This is a genomic window from Arthrobacter sp. 9V (assembly GCF_902506065.1).
Classification (GTDB): Bacteria; Actinomycetota; Actinomycetes; order Actinomycetales; family Micrococcaceae; genus Arthrobacter.
The window spans coordinates 2,414,415-2,433,245 of the sequence record NZ_LR732912.1 but is presented as its reverse complement, the minus strand read 5'-3'; the positions used below and the strand labels follow the sequence as shown (position 1 = coordinate 2,433,245).

The 18,831-nt window shown below is 60.6% G+C and carries 16 protein-coding genes and 1 pseudogene; 4 read left to right on the top strand and 13 right to left on the bottom strand.

What is annotated here, in order from left to right; genetic code table 11:
• Positions 1 to 185: 185 nt before the first annotated feature.
• The 7 genes and pseudogenes from BACI9J_RS11345 to BACI9J_RS11320 all read right to left on the bottom strand — a co-directional run bounded on the left by BACI9J_RS11345 (position 186) and on the right by BACI9J_RS11320 (position 8,234).
• Positions 186 to 839 carry a TetR/AcrR family transcriptional regulator gene (locus BACI9J_RS11345; RefSeq protein ID WP_159734470.1) on the bottom strand — a complete coding sequence of 218 codons (654 nt, stop codon included), beginning with the start codon at positions 837 to 839 and terminating at the stop codon, positions 186 to 188.
• A 121-nt stretch (positions 840 to 960) separates the two neighbouring features.
• Positions 961 to 1,767: a LacI family DNA-binding transcriptional regulator gene (locus BACI9J_RS11340; protein ID WP_236558847.1), complete on the bottom strand. Its 807-nt coding sequence runs from the start codon at positions 1,765 to 1,767 to the stop codon at positions 961 to 963.
• A 48-nt stretch (positions 1,768 to 1,815) separates the two neighbouring features.
• Positions 1,816 to 1,986, bottom strand: a pseudogene (locus BACI9J_RS24345) (LacI family DNA-binding transcriptional regulator); the annotation flags it as partial.
• 91 nt (positions 1,987 to 2,077) lie between these two features.
• On the bottom strand, positions 2,078 to 2,896 hold the full coding sequence (locus tag BACI9J_RS11335) for an SDR family NAD(P)-dependent oxidoreductase (RefSeq protein ID WP_159734468.1): 819 nt from the start codon (positions 2,894 to 2,896) through the stop codon (positions 2,078 to 2,080).
• Positions 2,893 to 4,125, bottom strand: coding sequence for a glycoside hydrolase family 1 protein (locus BACI9J_RS11330; protein ID WP_159734467.1), 1,233 nt, complete (start codon positions 4,123 to 4,125; stop codon positions 2,893 to 2,895). The genes BACI9J_RS11335 and BACI9J_RS11330 overlap by 4 nt, the downstream gene beginning before the upstream one ends.
• Before the next feature lie 56 nt (positions 4,126 to 4,181).
• A complete protein-coding gene (locus BACI9J_RS11325; protein WP_159734466.1) occupies positions 4,182 to 6,848 on the bottom strand; it encodes a family 78 glycoside hydrolase catalytic domain in 2,667 nt (888 codons plus the stop codon).
• A 33-nt stretch (positions 6,849 to 6,881) separates the two neighbouring features.
• The gene (locus BACI9J_RS11320) at positions 6,882 to 8,234 is read right to left on the bottom strand and encodes an MFS transporter (RefSeq protein ID WP_236558665.1); all 1,353 of its coding nucleotides are present in this window, start codon (positions 8,232 to 8,234) and stop codon (positions 6,882 to 6,884) included.
• A 181-nt stretch (positions 8,235 to 8,415) separates the two neighbouring features.
• On the opposite strand from BACI9J_RS11320, the gene BACI9J_RS11315 reads away from it, so the two are divergent.
• Together BACI9J_RS11315 and BACI9J_RS11310 are read left to right on the top strand one after the other, a co-directional pair.
• Positions 8,416 to 9,042 (top strand): TetR/AcrR family transcriptional regulator, encoded by a 627-nt coding sequence (locus BACI9J_RS11315; protein ID WP_236558664.1) that lies wholly within the window; start codon positions 8,416 to 8,418, stop codon positions 9,040 to 9,042.
• A 37-nt stretch (positions 9,043 to 9,079) separates the two neighbouring features.
• Entirely contained in the window at positions 9,080 to 10,534 is a 1,455-nt protein-coding gene (locus BACI9J_RS11310) for a glycoside hydrolase family 43 protein (RefSeq protein WP_159734464.1), read from the top strand.
• Here BACI9J_RS11310 and BACI9J_RS11305 read toward each other — a convergent pair.
• On the bottom strand, positions 10,526 to 11,011 hold the full coding sequence (locus BACI9J_RS11305; protein ID WP_159734463.1) for a MarR family winged helix-turn-helix transcriptional regulator: 486 nt from the start codon (positions 11,009 to 11,011) through the stop codon (positions 10,526 to 10,528). The two genes, BACI9J_RS11310 and BACI9J_RS11305, sit on opposite strands and share 9 nt — an antisense overlap.
• An 85-nt stretch (positions 11,012 to 11,096) precedes the next feature.
• Here BACI9J_RS11305 and BACI9J_RS11300 point away from each other — a divergent pair, with 85 nt between their 5' ends.
• Positions 11,097 to 12,932, top strand: a complete 1,836-nt coding sequence (locus tag BACI9J_RS11300; RefSeq protein ID WP_159734462.1) for a flavin-containing monooxygenase — start codon at positions 11,097 to 11,099, stop codon at positions 12,930 to 12,932.
• A 167-nt stretch (positions 12,933 to 13,099) separates the two neighbouring features.
• Entirely contained in the window at positions 13,100 to 13,966 is an 867-nt protein-coding gene (locus BACI9J_RS11295; RefSeq protein ID WP_201296564.1) for an SMP-30/gluconolactonase/LRE family protein, read from the top strand.
• Positions 13,967 to 14,028: 62 nt separating this feature from the next.
• Here the strand turns inward: BACI9J_RS11295 and BACI9J_RS11290 are convergent, their stop codons facing one another.
• The 5 genes from BACI9J_RS11290 to BACI9J_RS11270 all read right to left on the bottom strand — a co-directional run bounded on the left by BACI9J_RS11290 (position 14,029) and on the right by BACI9J_RS11270 (position 18,726).
• On the bottom strand, positions 14,029 to 14,850 hold the full coding sequence (locus BACI9J_RS11290; protein WP_159734460.1) for a mesaconyl-C4 CoA hydratase: 822 nt from the start codon (positions 14,848 to 14,850) through the stop codon (positions 14,029 to 14,031).
• Positions 14,810 to 16,258 carry an MmgE/PrpD family protein gene (locus BACI9J_RS11285; protein WP_159734459.1) on the bottom strand — a complete coding sequence of 483 codons (1,449 nt, stop codon included), beginning with the start codon at positions 16,256 to 16,258 and terminating at the stop codon, positions 14,810 to 14,812. Before BACI9J_RS11285 ends, BACI9J_RS11290 begins: the two co-directional genes overlap by 41 nt.
• Positions 16,248 to 17,450 carry a cytochrome P450 gene (locus BACI9J_RS11280; RefSeq protein WP_159734458.1) on the bottom strand — a complete coding sequence of 401 codons (1,203 nt, stop codon included), beginning with the start codon at positions 17,448 to 17,450 and terminating at the stop codon, positions 16,248 to 16,250. The genes BACI9J_RS11285 and BACI9J_RS11280 overlap by 11 nt, the downstream gene beginning before the upstream one ends.
• Positions 17,447 to 17,638, bottom strand: coding sequence for a ferredoxin (locus BACI9J_RS11275; protein ID WP_035760629.1), 192 nt, complete (start codon positions 17,636 to 17,638; stop codon positions 17,447 to 17,449). Before BACI9J_RS11275 ends, BACI9J_RS11280 begins: the two co-directional genes overlap by 4 nt.
• Positions 17,639 to 17,826: 188 nt before the next feature.
• Positions 17,827 to 18,726: a LysR family transcriptional regulator gene (locus BACI9J_RS11270; RefSeq protein ID WP_159734457.1), complete on the bottom strand. Its 900-nt coding sequence runs from the start codon at positions 18,724 to 18,726 to the stop codon at positions 17,827 to 17,829.
• Between the last annotated feature and the right edge of the window lie 105 nt (positions 18,727 to 18,831).

Genomic DNA, 18,831 nt, shown 5'->3' with positions numbered 1-18,831 from the left:
AGCAAAGCATTGGAAAAGCCAAAAGGCAACCGATTGCCAAAAATATATTTAGAATTAAATCTTCTTCCGCAAGTCTCACTTTGGGTACGACAAATGACCCCCTGATAAACGAAACAATGCATTTCGAAGATCGAGGCGGTGGAGTTTATTGCGGTGGACCCGGAAGGGTGCTTTTAGGGAATTGTCTATTGACTTGTGGACATAAGCTCTGTTAGTTGCTGTTTGAACTTCATGAGTGGGTTCCCATTAAGTGCGAGAAACGCCTGGGAAACTGCTGAGGTGAGATCAAGGGTGGGATCAATGAGCCACTGCATCCGCAGGCCACTCCAGGCTGCCATCATTTGGCGGCCAACCTTGTCCGGGTCCAGCGCTGGATCCGCGAGCCCCTTTGCCTGGCGTCTCCTCACTCCTTCTGCGAACTCAAAGACCACCTGTTCGTGGTGGGCCTTCAGGTAGGAATGGGCGGGGTGTCCGGGATCCACTGCCTCCGCGCTGAGGGAAAGAAACAGGCGGGTTGTGGCCTGGTCATCCAGCGTCAGGTGCGCCATTGCCGGTGGTGGCCAGTCGGAGTTTCCTCCGTCGATGACATGGAACTCTGCTGTGAGGATTGCGCGATACTCCTGGTCGGCCAGCTCCATTGCTGCCACGAGGATGTGATCGCGGGTTGGGAAGTGGTAGAGCATGGCAGTTTCGCTCATGGACGAACGCGCTGCAACTTCAGCTGTGGTCAAAGCCCGGTGGCCCTTCTCGAGCACAATGTCCAGGGCTGCCCGGGCTACAGCCGAACGCCGCTCAAGGGTCTTCGCGTAGCGTTTCCGGGGTGACGTTGTGGAGTCCATGTATAAAGAATAATTGAAAACTGAGTGGCACACCATAGATGGAGTACTTCTTCTTCGAAAGTGGGAGGATGCGGGAAGTTGGGCCAGTGTAAATTGACCTACGCTCGGTTTTGAAAGCGGCCTATGACGCACTCCTTGCCGGACCTGCAGATCCTCGGATGACCAGTTCGGTGTCCACCATCACGCTTTGAGGGTCATGCGGAGTGCCGGCAAAGGAGTTCAGAATCAGCCCGGCGGCCAGCGATCCGCACTCTCCCAGCGGGGATCTGATGCTCGACAAGGACGGAGTGGTGAAGTCAGCACCAAAGATGTCGTCAAAGCCCACAATGCTGATGGCTTCGGGAACGGCAATGCCGGTACCTTGAAGCTCGTGCATCAGGCCAATAGCCATTAGATCGTTATGCGTGATCACGGCCGTAGCTCCCGAGGCTTTGATGGTCCGGGCCAGTTTTCTGCCACCGTCAATGGTGGGGGATGTGGACTCGATGCGCTCTGCGGTGACATGGCACCACTCGCACGCATCGGATACCGCGTCCCAGCGCCGGGCTGACATCCAGGACATCTCTGGTCCGGCGGCGAAGACGATCTTCTGATGTCCGTTCCCTGCCAGAAAACGGACTGCCTGGCTGACGCCCCTGTCCGGATCAGGGACAACGCAGTCTATGCCGCTGACCTCTCTGTTGATGGCGACAACCTTCTTTGTGGCGGCAAGTAGTTGAAGGTTGCTTTCACTCATGCGGGGGCTGACCAGGATGAGGCCGTCGACTGTCTTAATAAGCCGCCGCGCCGCTGACAGTTCGGTGGCAGCGGATTCGGCCGCATTGCCAAGCACCACGCTGTACTGCTGCTGTGTTGCTACTCTTCCTGCTTCCCGCAGAATGCCGAAGAAGTTTGGGTTGGTTATATCTGAAACAAGAAGTCCCAGCATTCTTGTTGATCCCGTTTGCAAGACTTGTGCCGAATGGTTCGCTTGGAAATTGAGAACCCCGGCAGTTATTTCAACCAGTCGCCGCGTTTGCGGACTTACTCTTCCCGGATTACTGAGAGCCCTGGAAACTGTTGAAGGATTAACGCCGGCTTGTTGTGCTACATCATAAATAGTTGCTTTGGCTTTTTTTGTTTGCACTGGTGCCTCGTCAGCCGGCATTCTGCACTTTCCTGGATAGTGGAAAATCGGCCGGCTACGTGTGCATTGCTGAAGCACGCGTAACCGGCCGAAGAGTTGTCCGCCCTTGGCGCTAGATGGTCTGGCCGGCGTCAGCCAAAAGCGTGCTGCCCGTCATGATGGTGGACAGGTCGCTCGCACAGAAGAGGACGACGCGTGCAATGTCGTCCGGCGTTCCGATCCGGCCAATGAGACTGTTCGTCATGACGTCCATGGTCTCCGTTCCACTGGAGGGGGCGTGTTGGGCGGCAGCGGCCATGTTGCCTTCGGTTGGTACGAAGGTGGGGGCGACACCGAGCACCCGTATCCCCATGGGCGCAAATTCCAAGGCCATTTGTTTGGTCATGCCGCGAACTGCGTGCTTGGACCCGACATAGGCCGATAAGCCTGGCGCCGTCCCGCCGAATCCTGCGGTGGAAACGATGTTGATGATGACGCCGCCGTTTTTACCGTTGGACATATGACGGGCGGCCTCGCGGGAGCCGTTGAAGACGCCGCGGGTATTCACGGCGAAAACCTGCTCCCACGTGCTGTCACTGGTTTGCAGGACCGGGACGCTGGGGAAAATGCCGGCATTGTTGACCCAGATGTCGATGCCCCCGAAGGACTCCAGGGCTTCCTGTGCTCCGAGACGCACCGACCCGGCGTCGCTGACATCCATGCCGAAGCCGAGGGCGCGGACGGGAAAACGATCGGCAATCCCGGCTGCGGTCTCCTTGGCGAGATCGGCGTTGACGTCCCCGATGAGGACGTCGGAGCCGGCTTCGGCGAGTCGTGCTGCGATGGCTTTGCCCAAGCCCTGTGCCCCGCCGGTGACAACTGCCCGGCGTCCGGTGAGGGAGAGCAGGTCCCTGACCGGGGTGAGCGAAGCGTCGGCGAACGCTGTGGTCATGCTGAAACCTCGACGTCGAGGTTGTTGCTTTGCGCCACGCGGCCAAGCCAGGCCAGGCTGGGTTTGGGTGTGCGGACGAAGGTCTCCCGGTCCACTGCAATCAGGCCGAAGGTCGGTTCCCAGTGACCCCACTCAAAGTTGTCCAACAGGGACCAGTGGAGGTAGCCCCGCACGTCAATTCCTTCGTTCATGGTCTGGTGCAGGCCTTGCAGCGCTTCAGCGGTGTAGCGGATTCGTTGCTCGTCATCAGATGTGGCGATGCCGTTTTCCGTGACCAGCACGGGGACGCCCCCGGTGACGTCCCACGCGTGCCTCACAGCCATGGCCAATGCATCGGGCCGGTACGCGGTGCCCACCAAGGTGTTCTCAGGGTGCGGTGGGTGCGGGACGAGCCCGTTGGCATCCACTTGTTGGCTGGAGTAGGCCTGCACGCCAACAAAATCATCGCCGCGGCTGCCTTCCCAGTAGACGTCTTCTTTGCCGTATCGGATCTCCAGCAGCTTTTCCTCCCCACCCGGGGCGGCAGTGAGCGCGCCGGCGGCAATTGTCCATCCCACCTTGGCGGAGGTGTTCGCGCGGATGATTTCCCGGGCGGCATGGTGGATGGTGGTGAATGCTCTGCCTATTTCCGGGTCAGCGTAGGTCAGGAAGTCACTGTGCGTTTGCTTGGTTTCTTCGGTGCCCTCGACGGTGGGGCTTTGCCACTGAGCGTCCCCGGCAAGTTGCATGCGGCGCATGGCGGTCATGATTGCTGCCTGCATGTTCGGTTCGTTCATGGTCACCACCCACTCCACCCCGTCCAGGATGGTGGTGGTTTCCTTGACGTAGCGCTGGAACTTTTCCGATGCGTCCGGAGCCAACCAACCGCCGTCGTTCGCGAACCACTGGGGAGTGGTGAAGTGCTGCAAGGTGACCACGGGGGTGACGTTCCGCGAGAAGCAGTGCTCGATCATGCGTCGGTAATGGGCAAGTTCTGCCTTGGAGAAGGCTCCGGGTGCGGGTTCGATCCGCGACCACTCCAAGCTGAAGCGGTACGAGGTCAAGCCGGCATCGGCCAGCAGGTCAATGTCCTCACGGTAACGGTGGTAGCTGTCGCATGCGTCCCCGGAGAGCTCCATGCCGGGCATGGTCAGTTCACGTGCCCACCAGTCGCTGTTGACGTTGTTTCCTTCAATCTGGTGGCCGGCGGTAGCGGCACCCCAGAGGAAGTTGGCGGGGAAAGTTGTCATGGGATTCTCGTTTCTTGATCGTGTTATTGCCTGGGTCAGGCAGTTGGCAGGTTGAGTCAGGCGTGACTTGGAACGCTGATGCCGGCGGAAACCAGGGGTGCTGCGGCGCGGAAGGTGCCCGGTCCGGCAGCGTGTTCGGATCCATCGGGGAAAATGATCCAGGCGGTTGTCTCTGCCGGAATGTGGGCATCAATATGCAGCTCGGAACCCTCGATCCACCAGTGGACATTGATGGTGCCGTTAGGTGTTTCGTGTGAGCCGCGGGCCCAGGTAACTGAAGCGCCGGGGGTGGGTGCGATGACCAGTGAGCGCCAGGCCACAGAGTCTTTGGCCTGCCGCAATCCCAGAGTGTGCTCGTGCAGGAACCGGAGCACGGTTGCCTTGCTGTAATGGTTCAGCGAATCATGGGCGTCGCCGTTCTGGTCGATTCCCTCCCAGGATTCCCAGATGGTGGTGGCGCCCTTGTCCACCATGTAGAGCCACGACGGAGCCGTGCGCTGAAGCAGCAATTCATCGGCGACGTCGGTCCTGCCGGCTTCCACCAGAACGGGCAGCAGGTAGCCGGTGGACAGGAAACCTGTTCCCAAGTGGGTGCCTGCGGACCGGATGAGTTCAACCAGACGGTCGACGGCGGGCTCCCGGCGATCCGCCGGCAGCAGGCCAAATGCCAGCGCCCGCACGTAACTGGCTTGGGTATCGGCGTCCGTTGTTCCGTCCGCATGCAGATACGCTGCCTGCCAGGCGTTGCGAACGGCTTCAGAAACCGCAGTCCACTCAGCTGCTTCGGCGGATCGTCCAAGGACGGCGGCAACTCTGGCAAGCGTGGAAGTGGACCGGTAGAGGTATGCAGTGCCTACCTCGCCCTTGTCTTCCATGAACCATGCCATCGGGTTGTCCTGGATGGGATCTATCAGGCGCCCGTCGGCATCGCGCTGCTTTGGCTCCGTCCACTCACCCCAATGGAATGTGCCGTCCCACAGATACTGCTCAAAAGGTTCCGGTTCCGGAGATTCCTTAACCCTGGAGTGGTGGCGGGTTGTCCGCGCCATGTCCAGGGCCCACCGGACCCAACGGAGCATCGCGTCCCAGTTCTCAGCGAGGACCTGTTCGTCTCCGTAGGCTTCGTACAGTTCCCAAGGAACGGCAACGATCGCATCGCCCCACCCGGCGGATCCAGTCATCATGGCAAACTGATCGTCCAAGTGGTTCTTGATACCACGGCCATCAGGGGAGAAGTTTGCAATGCGGCCATCCGCCAACTGGTCATCGCGAACGGACTGCAACCATTTCCGGCTGAAGCCGAGCACATCCCGCAGCCGGGTAGCTGTGGAAATGAACACTTGGTAATCACCGCTCCACGCCAGTCGTTCGCGTGTAGGGCAGTCCGTGGGGACGTCCACGGCATTTCCAAGAAAGCTCCATTCTCCTATGCGATGAAGGCGGTTGAGGTCCTCATTGCTGCATTCAAAGGCACCCGTTGGGCGGAGATCACTATGGACAACCTGCATGGCGAGCCTGGAAGAATCCAAAGGCGCTCCGTTGCGGCTGATGCGTGCGAACTGGAAACCGTGGACAGTGTGCCGGGGTTCAAAGATTTCAGCGACTGCTCCTGCGGTGACCTCGTCACGCTGGGAGAAGATTCTGGTGGGTTCCCCCGGCTTGTGAGAGTCCAAATGTGACGTGGAGAGGTCGCCATCGCTGTCTACGTACTCGCCGTATTCGATCACCGTCTTGGTTCCTTGTGGCCCGAGATCCTCGAGCCGTATCCATCCGGAGGCATTCTGTCCGAAGTCCGCGATCCACACGCCCGGCCTGATTTGTGTGACGCTGACTGGCCGCCGCGAGTCGATGACCCGCACTGCCGGGGCGGGGGACCAGTTGATTGCAGGGGCGTCAATGGCGTTGAGCAGAACTTTCGACGGCGGTACCGCCGGAGCGGCTAAGTCAACCGTCTGTCCTTCCATGAGATCCGCTCGCGTCGTGGTTGACGGTGCGGACGTCCAGTCACCGTCGGTGACAATCACCTGGCGGGATCCATCAACTTTTTCGATGTGCAGTTCGGCGCGGGCGCCCAATGTAGTTCCCCAGTCGGCCGGGTGGCGGAATGCCCCCACCTGCCCCCGGTACCAACCATCGGAGAGTTCAATGGACAGTACGTTGATTCCAAGGGCCAGCGACGCCGTGACGTCGGAGGCCTGGGCATAAAGAGTATGGTCGTACGACGTCGACCCGGGGGACAATTCAGCGGTCCCGGCTTTACCTCCGTTGACCGCAGCCGTGTATACACCAAGGGCTGTGGCGTACAGTCGGGCGGACTTTACGGCCGCGTCCACCGTGAATTCCGTGGTGAGGCTATAAGCCGGACGTTGGCCGTACGCCGTCCCTTCCTGCTCCACCGGGGAAATCCAGGACGCCGTCCAGTCGCTGTCGAAAAGTCCCGCTTCAAAAGAGGACCAAGCCGACCATCCGTTCAAGTCCCCGGCAATCCGTACGCGCCACATGACGCGCTGACGGCTCGATAGAGCCGCCCATGGCCACTGAACGTGGAGCCTGTGGTCCAGGGTCGCCAGTGGCTGCGCCACGCCGTCGACCGTTGCTTCCACTTCATACGCCGTTGCTACTGCGTCCGCGGGAATCTTCCAAGAGAGCCTGGGGGATGGACCTGTGACGGGGAACTGGTCTCCGCCGCTGTCCACAGTGAGGTGATAGGGCACGAGGGCCATGAATTTTCCTTAATCTTCTGCCGATGCCGGCGGTTAGCGGACGGACTTGACCTTGAGCGAGATCAAGAGTCCGCCGATCAGCGCCAGAGCGGCACCGGCAAGGTACAAGAAGGTGTAGTTCTTGTCCGCTCCTGTGATGCCAATGGTGATGATCACGGAGGCCAGAAGAGGGGCCACGGCGCTTGGAATCTTTTGGGCGAAGGCGACCACGGCCATGTAACGCGCCGTTTCGGTCCGGTTGGGGAGAATGGCGAAGATGATGGCCTGATCCACGGTGGCGAACACGGCAATGGCAGTCTGCATGAGTACCGCGCCAATGATCAGTTGGGGCAGCGACCACGCGAATGCCTCAGCCAATGCTCCGCCGACGAAGAGGGTCGCAGCAACCAGGACAAACAACCGGCGCCTCTTGAGCTTGTCTGACAGGAATCCGCCCAGGAGCGCACCGGCGGCAGCGGCCACCACACCCAGCATGCCGATGGTTGCAACGACGCCGGCAACTTCCCGCACCGGGAGATCAAGGCGCTGGGCGTAGAAAAAGGTGCCGAAGGTGGTGTTGAAGTACAGGCCCATGAAGAAGACAAAACGGCCCAGCCAGTTCCACGCGAAGTCCGGGTACTTGCGGACACTGAAACCATAGCTGGCAACCACTGACCGGAAGGTGACCCGCGTGTCAACGCGGATATTCTGCGAGCTTCCCTCAGGCTTGATAAGCGGGAACAGTGCCAGGAGGACTGCGCCGATCACGCCGGGTACAACGAACACCAGGAAGGTGTTCGACGAAACAGCGTATGCAACGCCAATGCCCAAAACAGGAGCGATCTGGGTCATCAGACCGGTCAAAGCAGAGACCCGGCCGCGCTGGCTCTCCGGCAACTTATCAGCCATGAGGTTCTGGATGGCGGCACCGGAGATGGACCAACCGGCCATGCCGAGGATCCACCCGGCGCCCACCAGCAGAAGGTTCGGGGCCAGCCCCATGACAACCAGGCCGGCCAGGCCGATGCCGGTTCCCAGGAAGATGAAGGGCGCGCGCCGGCCGAAGCGGGATCGCGTGCGGTCGCTCCAGATGCCGATGAGCGGGCTGACGATCAGGTAGACGCCCTGCGCCGTGCCCGTAATGAAGCCGAGCATCTGCTCCTGGCCGGGAGCGAGCTCAGTAATCCGCACGGCGATGCCATAGGACAGTGGCACCATCATGGCGATGGATGCACCGAAGCTGGCAAGCATGAGCCAAAGAATGTAGCCCCTGCTCATGGGGATCTGTGGCTCGTCCGTGAGCTCCGGAAGTTCGACCGGGCCAACCGGCAGATGACTGCCCGGCGATGGTTCGGCGGCCGCGATGCCGCCGGCGAGACGCGGAGCCCCGTGCTTGTCAGTAGTCACCAATGACTCCTCAATACAGTAGATGGCCCGTCCGCTGCGTCGCGGACGAGAGCTGGGAGACGTGGGTCGATCCAGCAAAGGGTAACCATGATGGTTACTATTCGTGAATAGTAGTCACAGTGGTTACAATTGACAAGACCCAGCGCACAAAATGGTTTCCGTTGACGAGAGAAGGCTGTTCGTGACCATCACTTCAGAGCAGAAGGCCGGCAAGAAAGTCAGCTCCGGCAGGCGGGGCCCCTATGCCACAACACCGGCCCGACGGGCAGAGATCGTGCGCGCTGCCTCGGCCAGCTTCGCTGAGCATGGCTACGAGCGGGCAAGTCTCAGGGATATTGCCTCGCGGGCCGGTGTCACCCACGCAGCCCTTCTGCGTCATTTCGCCACCAAGGATGACCTCCTCCTGGCCGCCCTGGCGGAGCGGGACGCCGACGACGCCGAGCTGGCCACCCGGATCGTGCAGGCCAAAGTGCCCCGGGAGTCGGTGTTGAGCACCGTTCTCGCTGAAGAATTCGCCCGGCCTGACCACATGCGGAACTGGTTATCAATTACCATCGCGGCGACCAATCCGGAGCATCCTGCCCACGACTTCTTCATTGCCCGACGCGAGCGCATGCGTGATCACTTCACCAGCAAGCGACTCGCCACATCTGAAGACAGTGAGGAACTGAGCGCTGACGACAAAGTCACCATGGTGATGGCAATGATAGACGGTCTCCGGATTCAGTTCCTCCTGGACCCGCAGCGCAAAACCTTGCACCTGCTTGAAACGCTCTTCCGCTTCATCGACTCGCCTGAAGAAGACTGATGGCCCGCAAGAGGCCCGAGAGAAAGTAACGACGCCAGTGAGCACTCCAATCCTGCCGGGCTACCACCCGGATCCCTCAATATGCCGAGCAGACGAGGACTATTTCCTTATTAACTCCAGTTTCGAATACTTCCCCGGAGCTCCTGTCTTTTCGAGCCGCGACCTACTTAGCTGGCACCAGGTGGGCAATGTGCTCGACCGCGACGGCCAACTCAATGTGGTGTCCGGTATCGAGGGTGCGAGCGGGGGCATATATGCCCCGACGATTCGCTATCACAATGGCCGTTTCTGGATGATCACAACGAACCTGCATGATGTGCGGGAGGGACACATCATTGTCTCGGCCGATCACCCGGCAGGTCCATGGACCGATCCGGTCTACACGCCGGGACTCATTGGCATTGATCCCGACCTTGCCTGGGACGAGCGAGGCGACTGCTTTATCACGTGGGCAGACGTCATTGGAGGCGGCATCTCACAGGCGCGGATTGATCCGGCGACTGGAATCGCGTTGTCCCCGGCGCGGGAACTATGGCGCGGCTCGGGTGGGGCCCATGTTGAGGGGCCGCATGTCTACACACGCAATGGCTGGTGGTATCTCCTGACCGCGGAGGGCGGCACCGCAGCTGGTCACATGATCACCGTAGCCCGTGCAGAAACCATTGACGGCCCCTACTCGCCTTGCCCTGCAAATCCGATTCTGACGCACCGCAGCACTTCACATCCCGTGCAGGCGGTGGGGCACGGTGACCTGTTGGAGCTTCATGACGGCAGCTGGGCGATGGTACATCTCGGGACACGCCCGCGCGGTTCTTTCCCCAAGTGGCACACCAACGGCAGGGAGACGTTCATCGTCGGAATTGACTGGGTGGAGGACTGGCCCGTCGTGGCAGAGGATCGATTCACTGTGCCTGAGATCGACACTTCGTTCGAGGACAGATTCCTTGAGGGCCGGCTACACCCGCGGTGGCTTGCACCCGGAGTTAATCCGAGCTCGTTTGCCACGCCGGGCGAGAATGGACTGACGCTGCTTGCCGGCCGCCAACCCGCGAACGCGCGGGCATCGCGGCTCCTCGCAGTTCGGGCTACAGACCTCGAATGGACCGCCAGCGTTCAGGGTATCGGTGACCTGGCGCTCACGGTGCGCATTGATGACCTTCACCAGGCAACTGTTCAACGGGTCGGAGGGAAAGTGGCTGCCCGTGTGGTCATCGGCCCCACGGATCAGGACCTCGCTGTCTTGGATGCCGTATCCGAAAGCAGCGCCCTGACAATCCGCTCGGTACCGTACGACGGCCCGGCCGGCCAGCGCAAGGGTCCGGACCGGCTACTCCTGGGAGTGGGTGCCGGGGCTGATTTCCAGGAACTCGCGGCCGTTGATGGCCGCTACTTGTCAACAGAGGTTGCGGGAGGTTTTACCGGCCGCGTCGTGGGAATGGAGGCCCTGGGCTCCAACGCCATCATCAGCCTCTTCACGTACAGCTCACCCTAAGGTTTCCGGGCCGGCATTCTCTTGGCTTTTTGCTTCCCGCAGCTCGCGATCAAGGGCCCTCAGGCCGGTTTCGAGTGCCTGGAGCTCTTCAATCGTCAGCCCGGCCAGCACCTCACCACCTAGTTCGGGACGCGCAGCCATGAGTTCGCGAACTACCGACCGTCCAAGGTCGGTTGCAAAAATCCGCCTGACCCGCTGGTCCTCTGTATCAGTGGATCTGGCGACCAGCCCCGCCGCCGCGAGGCGATCGACAAGCTTGGACATGGATGCCATGGAGACACCGAAGGACTCAGCCAATCCCACTCCAGTAGCTCCACTCTCCGTGGTGACCACAACGGAGAGGACCTTCAGCTGCTGGATGGTCAAGTCTGTGGTCAACAGTGGCTGAAGGATGCGGGGAATGGAACGGATGGTGATGGCTATTGCCAAAGCGTCGATGCTCTTTTGTGCTGCGTCCCGATCATCTGATTCCGCCATGCCACTAAAGATATCGCGGACCCGGCTTTGCGGAATTACTTAGCTTAAAGCTAAGCTTTTTTGATAGCCGAAGCGAGGATGATTCATGAACAGCGTCAACAACCAAACGAGGCACCCACAAGAGCTGGATGTTGAAGGGCTCCGCGCAAAGTACCGCAAGGAGCGCGACCGGCGTATCCGGCCGGAGGGCCTGGGGCAGTATCAAAGCGCAGCCGGTGAGTTCGGGTACTACTCAAAGGATCCGTACACCGAGCCCATCAGGCGGGATCCCCGCACTGACTCAGTGGAAGTGCTGGTCATCGGCGCCGGATTCGGCGGGCTGCTGGCCGCCGCCAAGCTGCGGGAGACCGGGGTGGAGTCCATTCGCCTGATGGACGAGGCAGGTGACGTGGGCGGCACGTGGTACTGGAACAGGTATCCGGGCATTCATTGCGATATCGAATCGTACGTTTACATGCCGCTCCTTGAGGAGGTCGGGTACATGCCGGCGTGGCGTTACGCTCCCGGTGAGGAGATCCGGCAGCATGCCATCGCCATCGCGAAGCGTTTCGACCTGTACCGGGATGTACTCTTTCAGACCAGGGCAACCGCGCTGACCTGGGATGAGGCTGCGGAGGTGTGGACTGTCGAAACGGACCGCGGGGATCAGTTCCATGCGCGATTCGTGATCACGTCCTCGGGAACACTGACACAACCCAAATTGCCGGGGATCCCGGGCATGGAGAAGTTTCGAGGACATACTTTCCACACCAGCCGCTGGGACTATGACTACACGGGTGGTTCAGCGGACGGCGGTTTGACCGGACTCTCGGACAAGCGGGTGGCAGTAGTGGGCACAGGAGCCACAGGCATCCAGGTCATTCCGCATCTGGGCCGCGACTCCGAGCAGCTGCTCGTTTTTCAGCGAACGCCCTCCACCATTGACGTGCGTGGAAATCGCCTGACAGACCCATCTTGGGAAGCATCCCTCAAGCCAGGGTGGCAGCGCGAACGGATGGAGAACTTCATGTCCGTCCTGGCGGGGGAACAGGTAGAGGAAAGCCTTGTCCATGATGGGTGGACTGAAACCATCCAGCTGCAACGCCAGATCCTTTCCGGTGCGGTGGACGCAGGCCTCGCCCCTGCCGAACGGGAATTACGCGATGAACTCAAGGACTTTGAGACCATGAACCGCCTCCGTGCGCGTGTGGATGCAGTGGTGCAGGACCGCGCAACGGCAGAGATTCTCAAGCCCTGGTACAGGTACATGTGCAAACGGCCATGTTTCAGCGATACCTACCTCCATACATTTAACAGGCCCAATGTGACACTTGTGGATACTGCGGACCACGGAGGCATCACGCGCCTGACGGAGTCCTCGATCGTGGTAGGCGAAACGCACTACGACGTGGATTGCATTATCTTCGCTACCGGCTTCGACGTCGGCGTCTCGGGTGTGCTCTCCGGTTCCTTGCCCGTCCGGGGGAGAGGTGGACGCTCACTCCTGGAAACATGGGCAGGAGGACTGCGCACCCTGCATGGCTTCTACAGCCACGGCTTTCCCAACCTCTTCCACCTTGGCGCACTGCAGAACGCCAATTCCGTTAACTTCGTCCATATTCTGCAGGAACAAGCCGAGCACATTTCCGCGGTCATCGCCAGGGGCCTGGCCGTGGGGGCCCGGGTGATCGAACCGACCCGTGAGGCCGAGGATAACTGGGTCAAGACCGTCGCTGACACAGCAGCCGACACATCGCACTTCCAAGCAGAATGCACTCCTGGGTATTACAACGGCGAAGGCACTCGAGCGATCTCCGGCAGCTCATTCAGTCCAGGACCTGTGGCTTTTCACCGGATACTTCGGCAATGGCGGGAAGGCGACATGGGCGACGTCCTTGTTCCGGGACAGCCGGGGGCCAGCCAAACCGTGGCGGGCAAATGAGGCCTGATCGGGGGAAGCCGCTCCGGACACACTTGGGCTTTATTGCGGTTGCGGTTGTCCTTGTCTTGTCCGGTTGCACGGCGGGTACTTCCGGCGAACCCGGGGCTGGAGCAGAAAAGCCCAAGCCGTCGGAACAGAGTGCCAAGGCTCTGGCAAACGTCACATCGGTGCACCCATCCACCGGAATGACGCTGTTGGAGGGGCCCGTGGTGGGTCCTGACGGTGACCTCTATTTTGTGGACGTGACGGCACCGCCAGGGGCGCCAAAGGTCATGGCTCTCGACGTGGACTCATTGGAGAAGAGGACCATTTTCACGGACGGCACCAGTGCTGTCACATCGGCCCAATTCAGCCCCCGCGATGGGCGCCTCTACCTGACGGACTACCTGGGCACCATCATCAGCATGACCCCTGAGGGCAAGGACCGGCAGGTGTTCCATTCCGGTCCCGTCAACGGGGCGACGCTGCACGCGGACGACATCAGCTTCGACCGTGCGGGCAACCTTTATGTGACGGATGCTGCGGGAGCCCGGGAACCATATTGGAAACCGCAGGGAAGGCTGATTCGCATTGATGGTGCCACGGCCGAGCCAACGGTGCTGGCGGATCGGTTGGCCTCCCCGAACGGAGTCGCCTTTACACCCGGGTTTGACGGGTTGTGGATGAGCCTGAACACCGCAAACCAGATCGATTACATCCAGTTGACCGACGATGGCCGTGGAGTAAGCACAGCTCATCCGGCGATCCACGTCAGCGCGGGCATGGGCCAAATCGATTCCTTGGCCGTTGACGCTGATGGGAATCTCTACGTCGGATTTCACAACCGGGCGGCGATTATTGTCTTCGACGCCACAGGACAACAAACAGCCACCATCACCATTCCGTCCAAAGGGGGCGAGATATTGTCAGCTACCAACATTGCGATCAAGCCTGGAACGAAGGACGCCTACGTTACTGCCAGTGGCAAAGCGGGCGGCTGGATCCATACCTTCACGGCGCTTGCGGAGGGGATCCACCAATCCAACGGTGGCTGACGGGCAGATGGTGAAATCCGCACCGGGAACCGGGTGGTGATCCCCTCCGGGGGTTGCCTCTTTCAGACCTCGGACAGGGTGCTGATCGCACAAATTGCATCGTCGGCACTGCGGGCTTCCGCGCCCTTCTCCAAGCCGTCCGGGCCAGGCACAATGGAGAAGGTCTGCGGCTTGGTCATGGGGGAGGCAAGCCGGTAGCTGAAAGTTTTGCCCAACAATCCGATGCCCTCACGGCGCATGTGCTCGCCCATCATCAGCGCCAGCAGCGGGCCGTGAATCACCAGCCCGTCGTACCCCTCGTTCAGGCACCAATCGAGGTCGTAGTGGATTCTGTGCGCGTTGTACGTGAGTGCGGAGAACCTGAACAGCAGGCGTTCATCGGCAGCTTGACTCAGCACCGGACCCGCCGGAGGCGCAGGAGGGGATTGCGGGGCAGGGAGCGATCCTTTGCCAGGAGCCCGGTACACGATGTCCTGTTCTTCACGGATGACCAGCTGGTTGTTTTGGAAGACTTCATGACGGACCGTGGTGAACGTCAGTGGTCCGGTCCGGCCCGTCTTCTCAACGGAGCCTGCGATGGAGATGACTTTTGTAGCCGGCGTTCCAACGGTCAGATGACCGAAGGTTGAGACGCGCCCTCCGGCGAACATCCTGCGCCGTCCGGGACCGGGGGGCGCAGGAATGCCTACGGTGGGATGTCCGTCCGGACCGAGTTCACTGTGGCGGTTCCGCTCCAACAAATAGAGCCAATGCCAGAGTGGGGGGACGGACGTGCCTTGGGTGAAAGGGACGTCGATGTCCAGTGCGGCAGCCAGGGCCTCTACCGGCTCAGAAGCGATGACTTCAGTGCGCACGACCCGCTCGGTCAAGGTTGTTGGTGTCATGGTGGGTCTCTCTCCAATTGGCTAGGGGTGTGGCGCCCAAGGCGCTGACCAGGTTGTCAAGGGTGGGCTCGGAATCCAGGTTTTCCACTGCCTCGATGAGCTGGGCGGTGGCCTCGTTGCCGTAGGGGCGGAGGAGGGACCGTGCTTTTGCGACCACCTCGGCATGGGTCATGGGGTTCTTTTCAGACCCCTTGGCATCGGTCGGGTTTCCGGCAAGGAGCGTGATTCTTTCACCGGACGTCAGCTCGAACTCAAGGCGAGGTCCGTCTTCAAGTTCGATTGAGGGGTCCAACACCATGGAGATCTTGGCGAAGGTTTCCTGGATGCGGGGTTCCGATATTCGGGGTGGATCGAACTGGTCCAGCCCCACTGAACGGTTTTCCAGTGCCACGCTGATGGCGTACGGCAGGCTGAACTGAGCGTCGAACACGGTTTCTATGGGATCAACGGTGAGCATGTTGATGGCAGTTGTCCCCGCGGTGACAGTGACGCTGCTGACATCGGAGGGCTGCAGGTTCCGCTCCGAGATCAGCTGCATCACGGCATCGATTGTCGAATGGCTTCCCCTGCAGCAGGCATATGGCTTCAGATAGGAAGTGGAGACGTTGAAGATCCGGCCCAGTCCGGCAGTAACCCGTTCCGGAAAACCCCTACCGCCGGCATAGGTGGCTATGATTCCACCCCACGGTGCCTCAAAGACCTGATGCGGGCCGGTGATGCCCGCCCTCGCCAGGAAGGCCGCGTCAATGCCTGATTCGCCTGCTTTACCCGGATGCAGCCTTTTGGTCCACGCACCGTCCTCGATGAATGCCCAAATTCCCCCGGTAAAGGAACCCGCAATTCCCAAAGCATTGGCGAATGCAGCGGGGTCCAGCCCCAAAATCTTCGCGCACGCGGCGGCAGCCGCGAAGGTGCCGAAGGTTCCGGTAGAGTGCCAGCCGCGATCGGTATGGGCGGCGAATCCGCCGACTCCCTGCAAAAGCCGGTAACTGATGTCGTATCCGGCGCACGCGGCGACTATGAGGTCCCGGCCGCTGGATCCTAGAAGTTCGGCAGCAGCAATCGCTGCCGGAAGGGTTGCTGAGCCGGCGTGTCCCGGGCCGCCGCCGTCGTCGAAATCCCTGGCATGGGCGGAAGTCCCATTGGCAAGCGCCGCGTGGGCGGGATTAAGCCGTTCGCGGGTGCCCCACACAAGGCAGGGGCCGCCGTTGGACATACCGGACAGTGCATGCCGCACGCGACGGGACTCCTCTGACGGGATGCCTGCCATCGCCACCGCCAACGTGTCCAGGATGTGGTCCTTCATGGTGGACACCACCTCAGGCGGGAGGTCATGGAAGGTCGTTCCGGACCAGTGTGCAGAGAGTATTTCCGTCAGCGACTCCGGGGCGGGGTTCTCAGATGACATGGGTGTCCTCAGCCCGGGTGCCGGGATCAATGGTGAGTTGCTTGATGGTCCAGCGGCCGGCCGTCCGGGTGATCTTCGTGGCATCGTCAATCACGCGGGCGTTGGGATAATGGCGGGCCAGGTAAGCCACGACTTCCTCGATTTCCACTTTTGCGAGTCCTTGGCCAAGACAGTTGTGTGGGCCGGTGCTGAACGTCAGTGGCTGGTTCCGCTCCCTGCCCAGAATGAACTCACCGGGCTTCTCAAAACGTTCCGGGTCCCGGTTGGCGGACCATACGGCAACGTGTACGTCGGCCCCCGCCGGGATGGTGGTGCCGCCCACCTCGATTTCCTCTTCGGCGATCTTGCTGATCACACCTGTCCGGGGGTAGAGGCGAAGTGCTTCCATGACCGCAGCGGGTATCCATGAAGGATCGGCTACGATCTCACGCCAGACTTCACGGTTGCCCAGCAGGTTCCACACCACCAGGCCGATTTGGTGTCCTGTATTCACGGAGCTTGCCTCGAGCATGGACGTCGCTTCGTCAAAGAGTTCCTGGGCGGTGAGTTTGCCGTCGTCGGCGAGCGTCATCAGATGGGACAGCATGTCCTCGCCCAAGCCCGCTTGTCGTTTGCGCTGCATCAGATCCTGAAGGTACTGGAACAGTTCGTCGTACGCCGCGAGGATGTCGGGTTTAAGACTGGGATCCCTGGCCAATAGGGCCAACGTCCGCTCGGACAACTCCTGGACCATGGGCGCGTCGCTTTGCGGAGCTCCGGCCAGGTGGCAGTAGACCAAGGAGGGGATTCTGCGATCTACGCTGGAATGGAAGTCCATCGGTTTCGTGTCGTCCACATCGTTGAAGATCCCCCGCACGATCTCCGTAAGCACCTCACGGGTGTTCTGGACTGTTGCCGGGCCCATGAAGCGGGCGAGTGGAGTACGCAACCGTAGTTGCTGCGCCCCGTCCTGCATGATGATGCTCCGCGCCCGGAATCCATGGACGGGACCGTTGCTGATGCCAAATTCTTCCATCAGCCTCAATGCTGAGTTGGCGAACCGGGGATTGCGCAGCACCTCGGTGGCAAGTTGGTAGGAGAGGACGGCGTAACCGTCGGAACCGGCCGCGATTCCCCCTTGGGCCAGCGCACCGCCGGCGTGATCCGCAGCGTGCGGGGAGAAGAGCTCGAAGGTTGGCACTGTGGCGGTCATGACCGTGAGATCGCTCCCATCGGGCAGCAAAGAATCACTTCTTCAAGATCGTTTTCGCGATCATCCTGGACCTCTGATGCCAGCTGTACCAGGGTTCCGTCTTTTTCGATCTGGAACACGTCCGGCATTAAGGCTGCGCAGGTGCCATTGGCATCGCAGCGTTGCAGGTCCACGTTGACTTTGATCATGGGGATGCCCTTCCTCGTAAATCCTTGGGCCGTTGCGGCCCGGCTATCCGGGCAAGGGGTGCAGCGACCATTCAAATGGTTCATGGTCCAGATTGCTGCTGTTCGAGGTATTTCACAAATACCAATATTGCGGGGTATCCATCTACAGGATATATACCGCTTGTCGTTGGTCGAGCTGCCCTGACTGCTCAGTCACCCTGAAACAGCTCGACAAATCGCTCCGCGATTGGCGTGACGATTCCTTCCTTGCGCCGCACGATGGCGATCGGGACGTTAGGCCATCCGCCCACCACAGGAACCCGGGCTACGTCGGGATGCAGGCGGGCCATTTCCAGGCTGGACAACGAAACCCCGACGCCGGCCCCCACCAGTTGCGCGGCGGTCATGACGGTAGGCACTTGAATTACCTCGGTGGGGGCCGCTCCGGATGGTGCAAATTTATCGGCCCAAATGCGCCAGAGAATGCGCACGCCGGGAATCCGCGCCGGAAGGATCCACGTGGAATCTTTCTGTGACGCCACATCCAAGGGTTCGGATTCATCCAAGCCCCAGGCCTTGGGGGCGATCAGCGTCAGGGGCAGCTCGTCCACCACTGTGACATCAAAATGCACCCCGTTGACGGCCTGCAGCGGCTCCTCGGCCACGATCGGCATGATGGCCAGGTCGAGTGTGCCATCAGCGAGCCGGTCCAGTTGCACCCTGGGATTGGCGTCTGTGAGATCGAGGGTCACATTGCGATATATCGAGAGGAACTGGGAAATTTTGGTACTGCCGATCCGCCATAGGCACATCGGTTCGCACCCAAGGTGCAGTTCGCCCGCAAGCCCCTGACCCATGGACTTGAGAGTGTCCGAGATCCTGCGCTCTTCAGCCAGGAGCCGGCGGCCGGCGTGGTGCAGGTACTCGCCCGCAGCCGTCAGTTCGATCCCCCGGGGCTTCCTGTCAAACAGGGTCACTCCCAGCTCCTTCTCGAGTTTGGCCATGGCCATGCTCAACGGCGGCTGGGATATGCGCAAGGCATTGGATGCCTCAGTAATGGAGCCGTTCTCGGCCACGGCAATGAAGTACCGAACGTTTCGAAGATCCATCCATTCAGTATATGGAAACCCCTACAAATTGGTATTTGAAGTATGACGCCCGGTGGATCACGGTTAGTGAAGGAGGTGACGCTGACGTCACGTCACAGGGTTTAC

Coding starts and splice junctions, on each gene's coding strand:
- BACI9J_RS11340 (WP_236558847.1), bottom strand. CDS start 1,767: ATGCTGGGACTTCTTGTTTCAGATATAACCAACCCAAACTTCTTCGGC.
- BACI9J_RS11325 (WP_159734466.1), bottom strand. CDS start 6,848: ATGGCCCTCGTGCCCTATCACCTCACTGTGGACAGCGGCGGAGACCAG.
- BACI9J_RS11330 (WP_159734467.1), bottom strand. CDS start 4,125: ATGACAACTTTCCCCGCCAACTTCCTCTGGGGTGCCGCTACCGCCGGC.
- BACI9J_RS11275 (WP_035760629.1), bottom strand. CDS start 17,638: ATGATCAAAGTCAACGTGGACCTGCAACGCTGCGATGCCAATGGCACC.
- BACI9J_RS11335 (WP_159734468.1), bottom strand. CDS start 2,896: ATGACCACAGCGTTCGCCGACGCTTCGCTCACCCCGGTCAGGGACCTG.
- BACI9J_RS11285 (WP_159734459.1), bottom strand. CDS start 16,258: ATGTCATCTGAGAACCCCGCCCCGGAGTCGCTGACGGAAATACTCTCT.
- BACI9J_RS11345 (WP_159734470.1), bottom strand. CDS start 839: ATGGACTCCACAACGTCACCCCGGAAACGCTACGCGAAGACCCTTGAG.
- BACI9J_RS11280 (WP_159734458.1), bottom strand. CDS start 17,450: ATGACCGCCACAGTGCCAACCTTCGAGCTCTTCTCCCCGCACGCTGCG.
- BACI9J_RS11305 (WP_159734463.1), bottom strand. CDS start 11,011: ATGGCGGAATCAGATGATCGGGACGCAGCACAAAAGAGCATCGACGCT.
- BACI9J_RS11270 (WP_159734457.1), bottom strand. CDS start 18,726: ATGGATCTTCGAAACGTTCGGTACTTCATTGCCGTGGCCGAGAACGGC.
- BACI9J_RS11290 (WP_159734460.1), bottom strand. CDS start 14,850: ATGACACCAACAACCTTGACCGAGCGGGTCGTGCGCACTGAAGTCATC.
- BACI9J_RS11300 (WP_159734462.1), top strand. CDS start 11,097: ATGAACAGCGTCAACAACCAAACGAGGCACCCACAAGAGCTGGATGTT.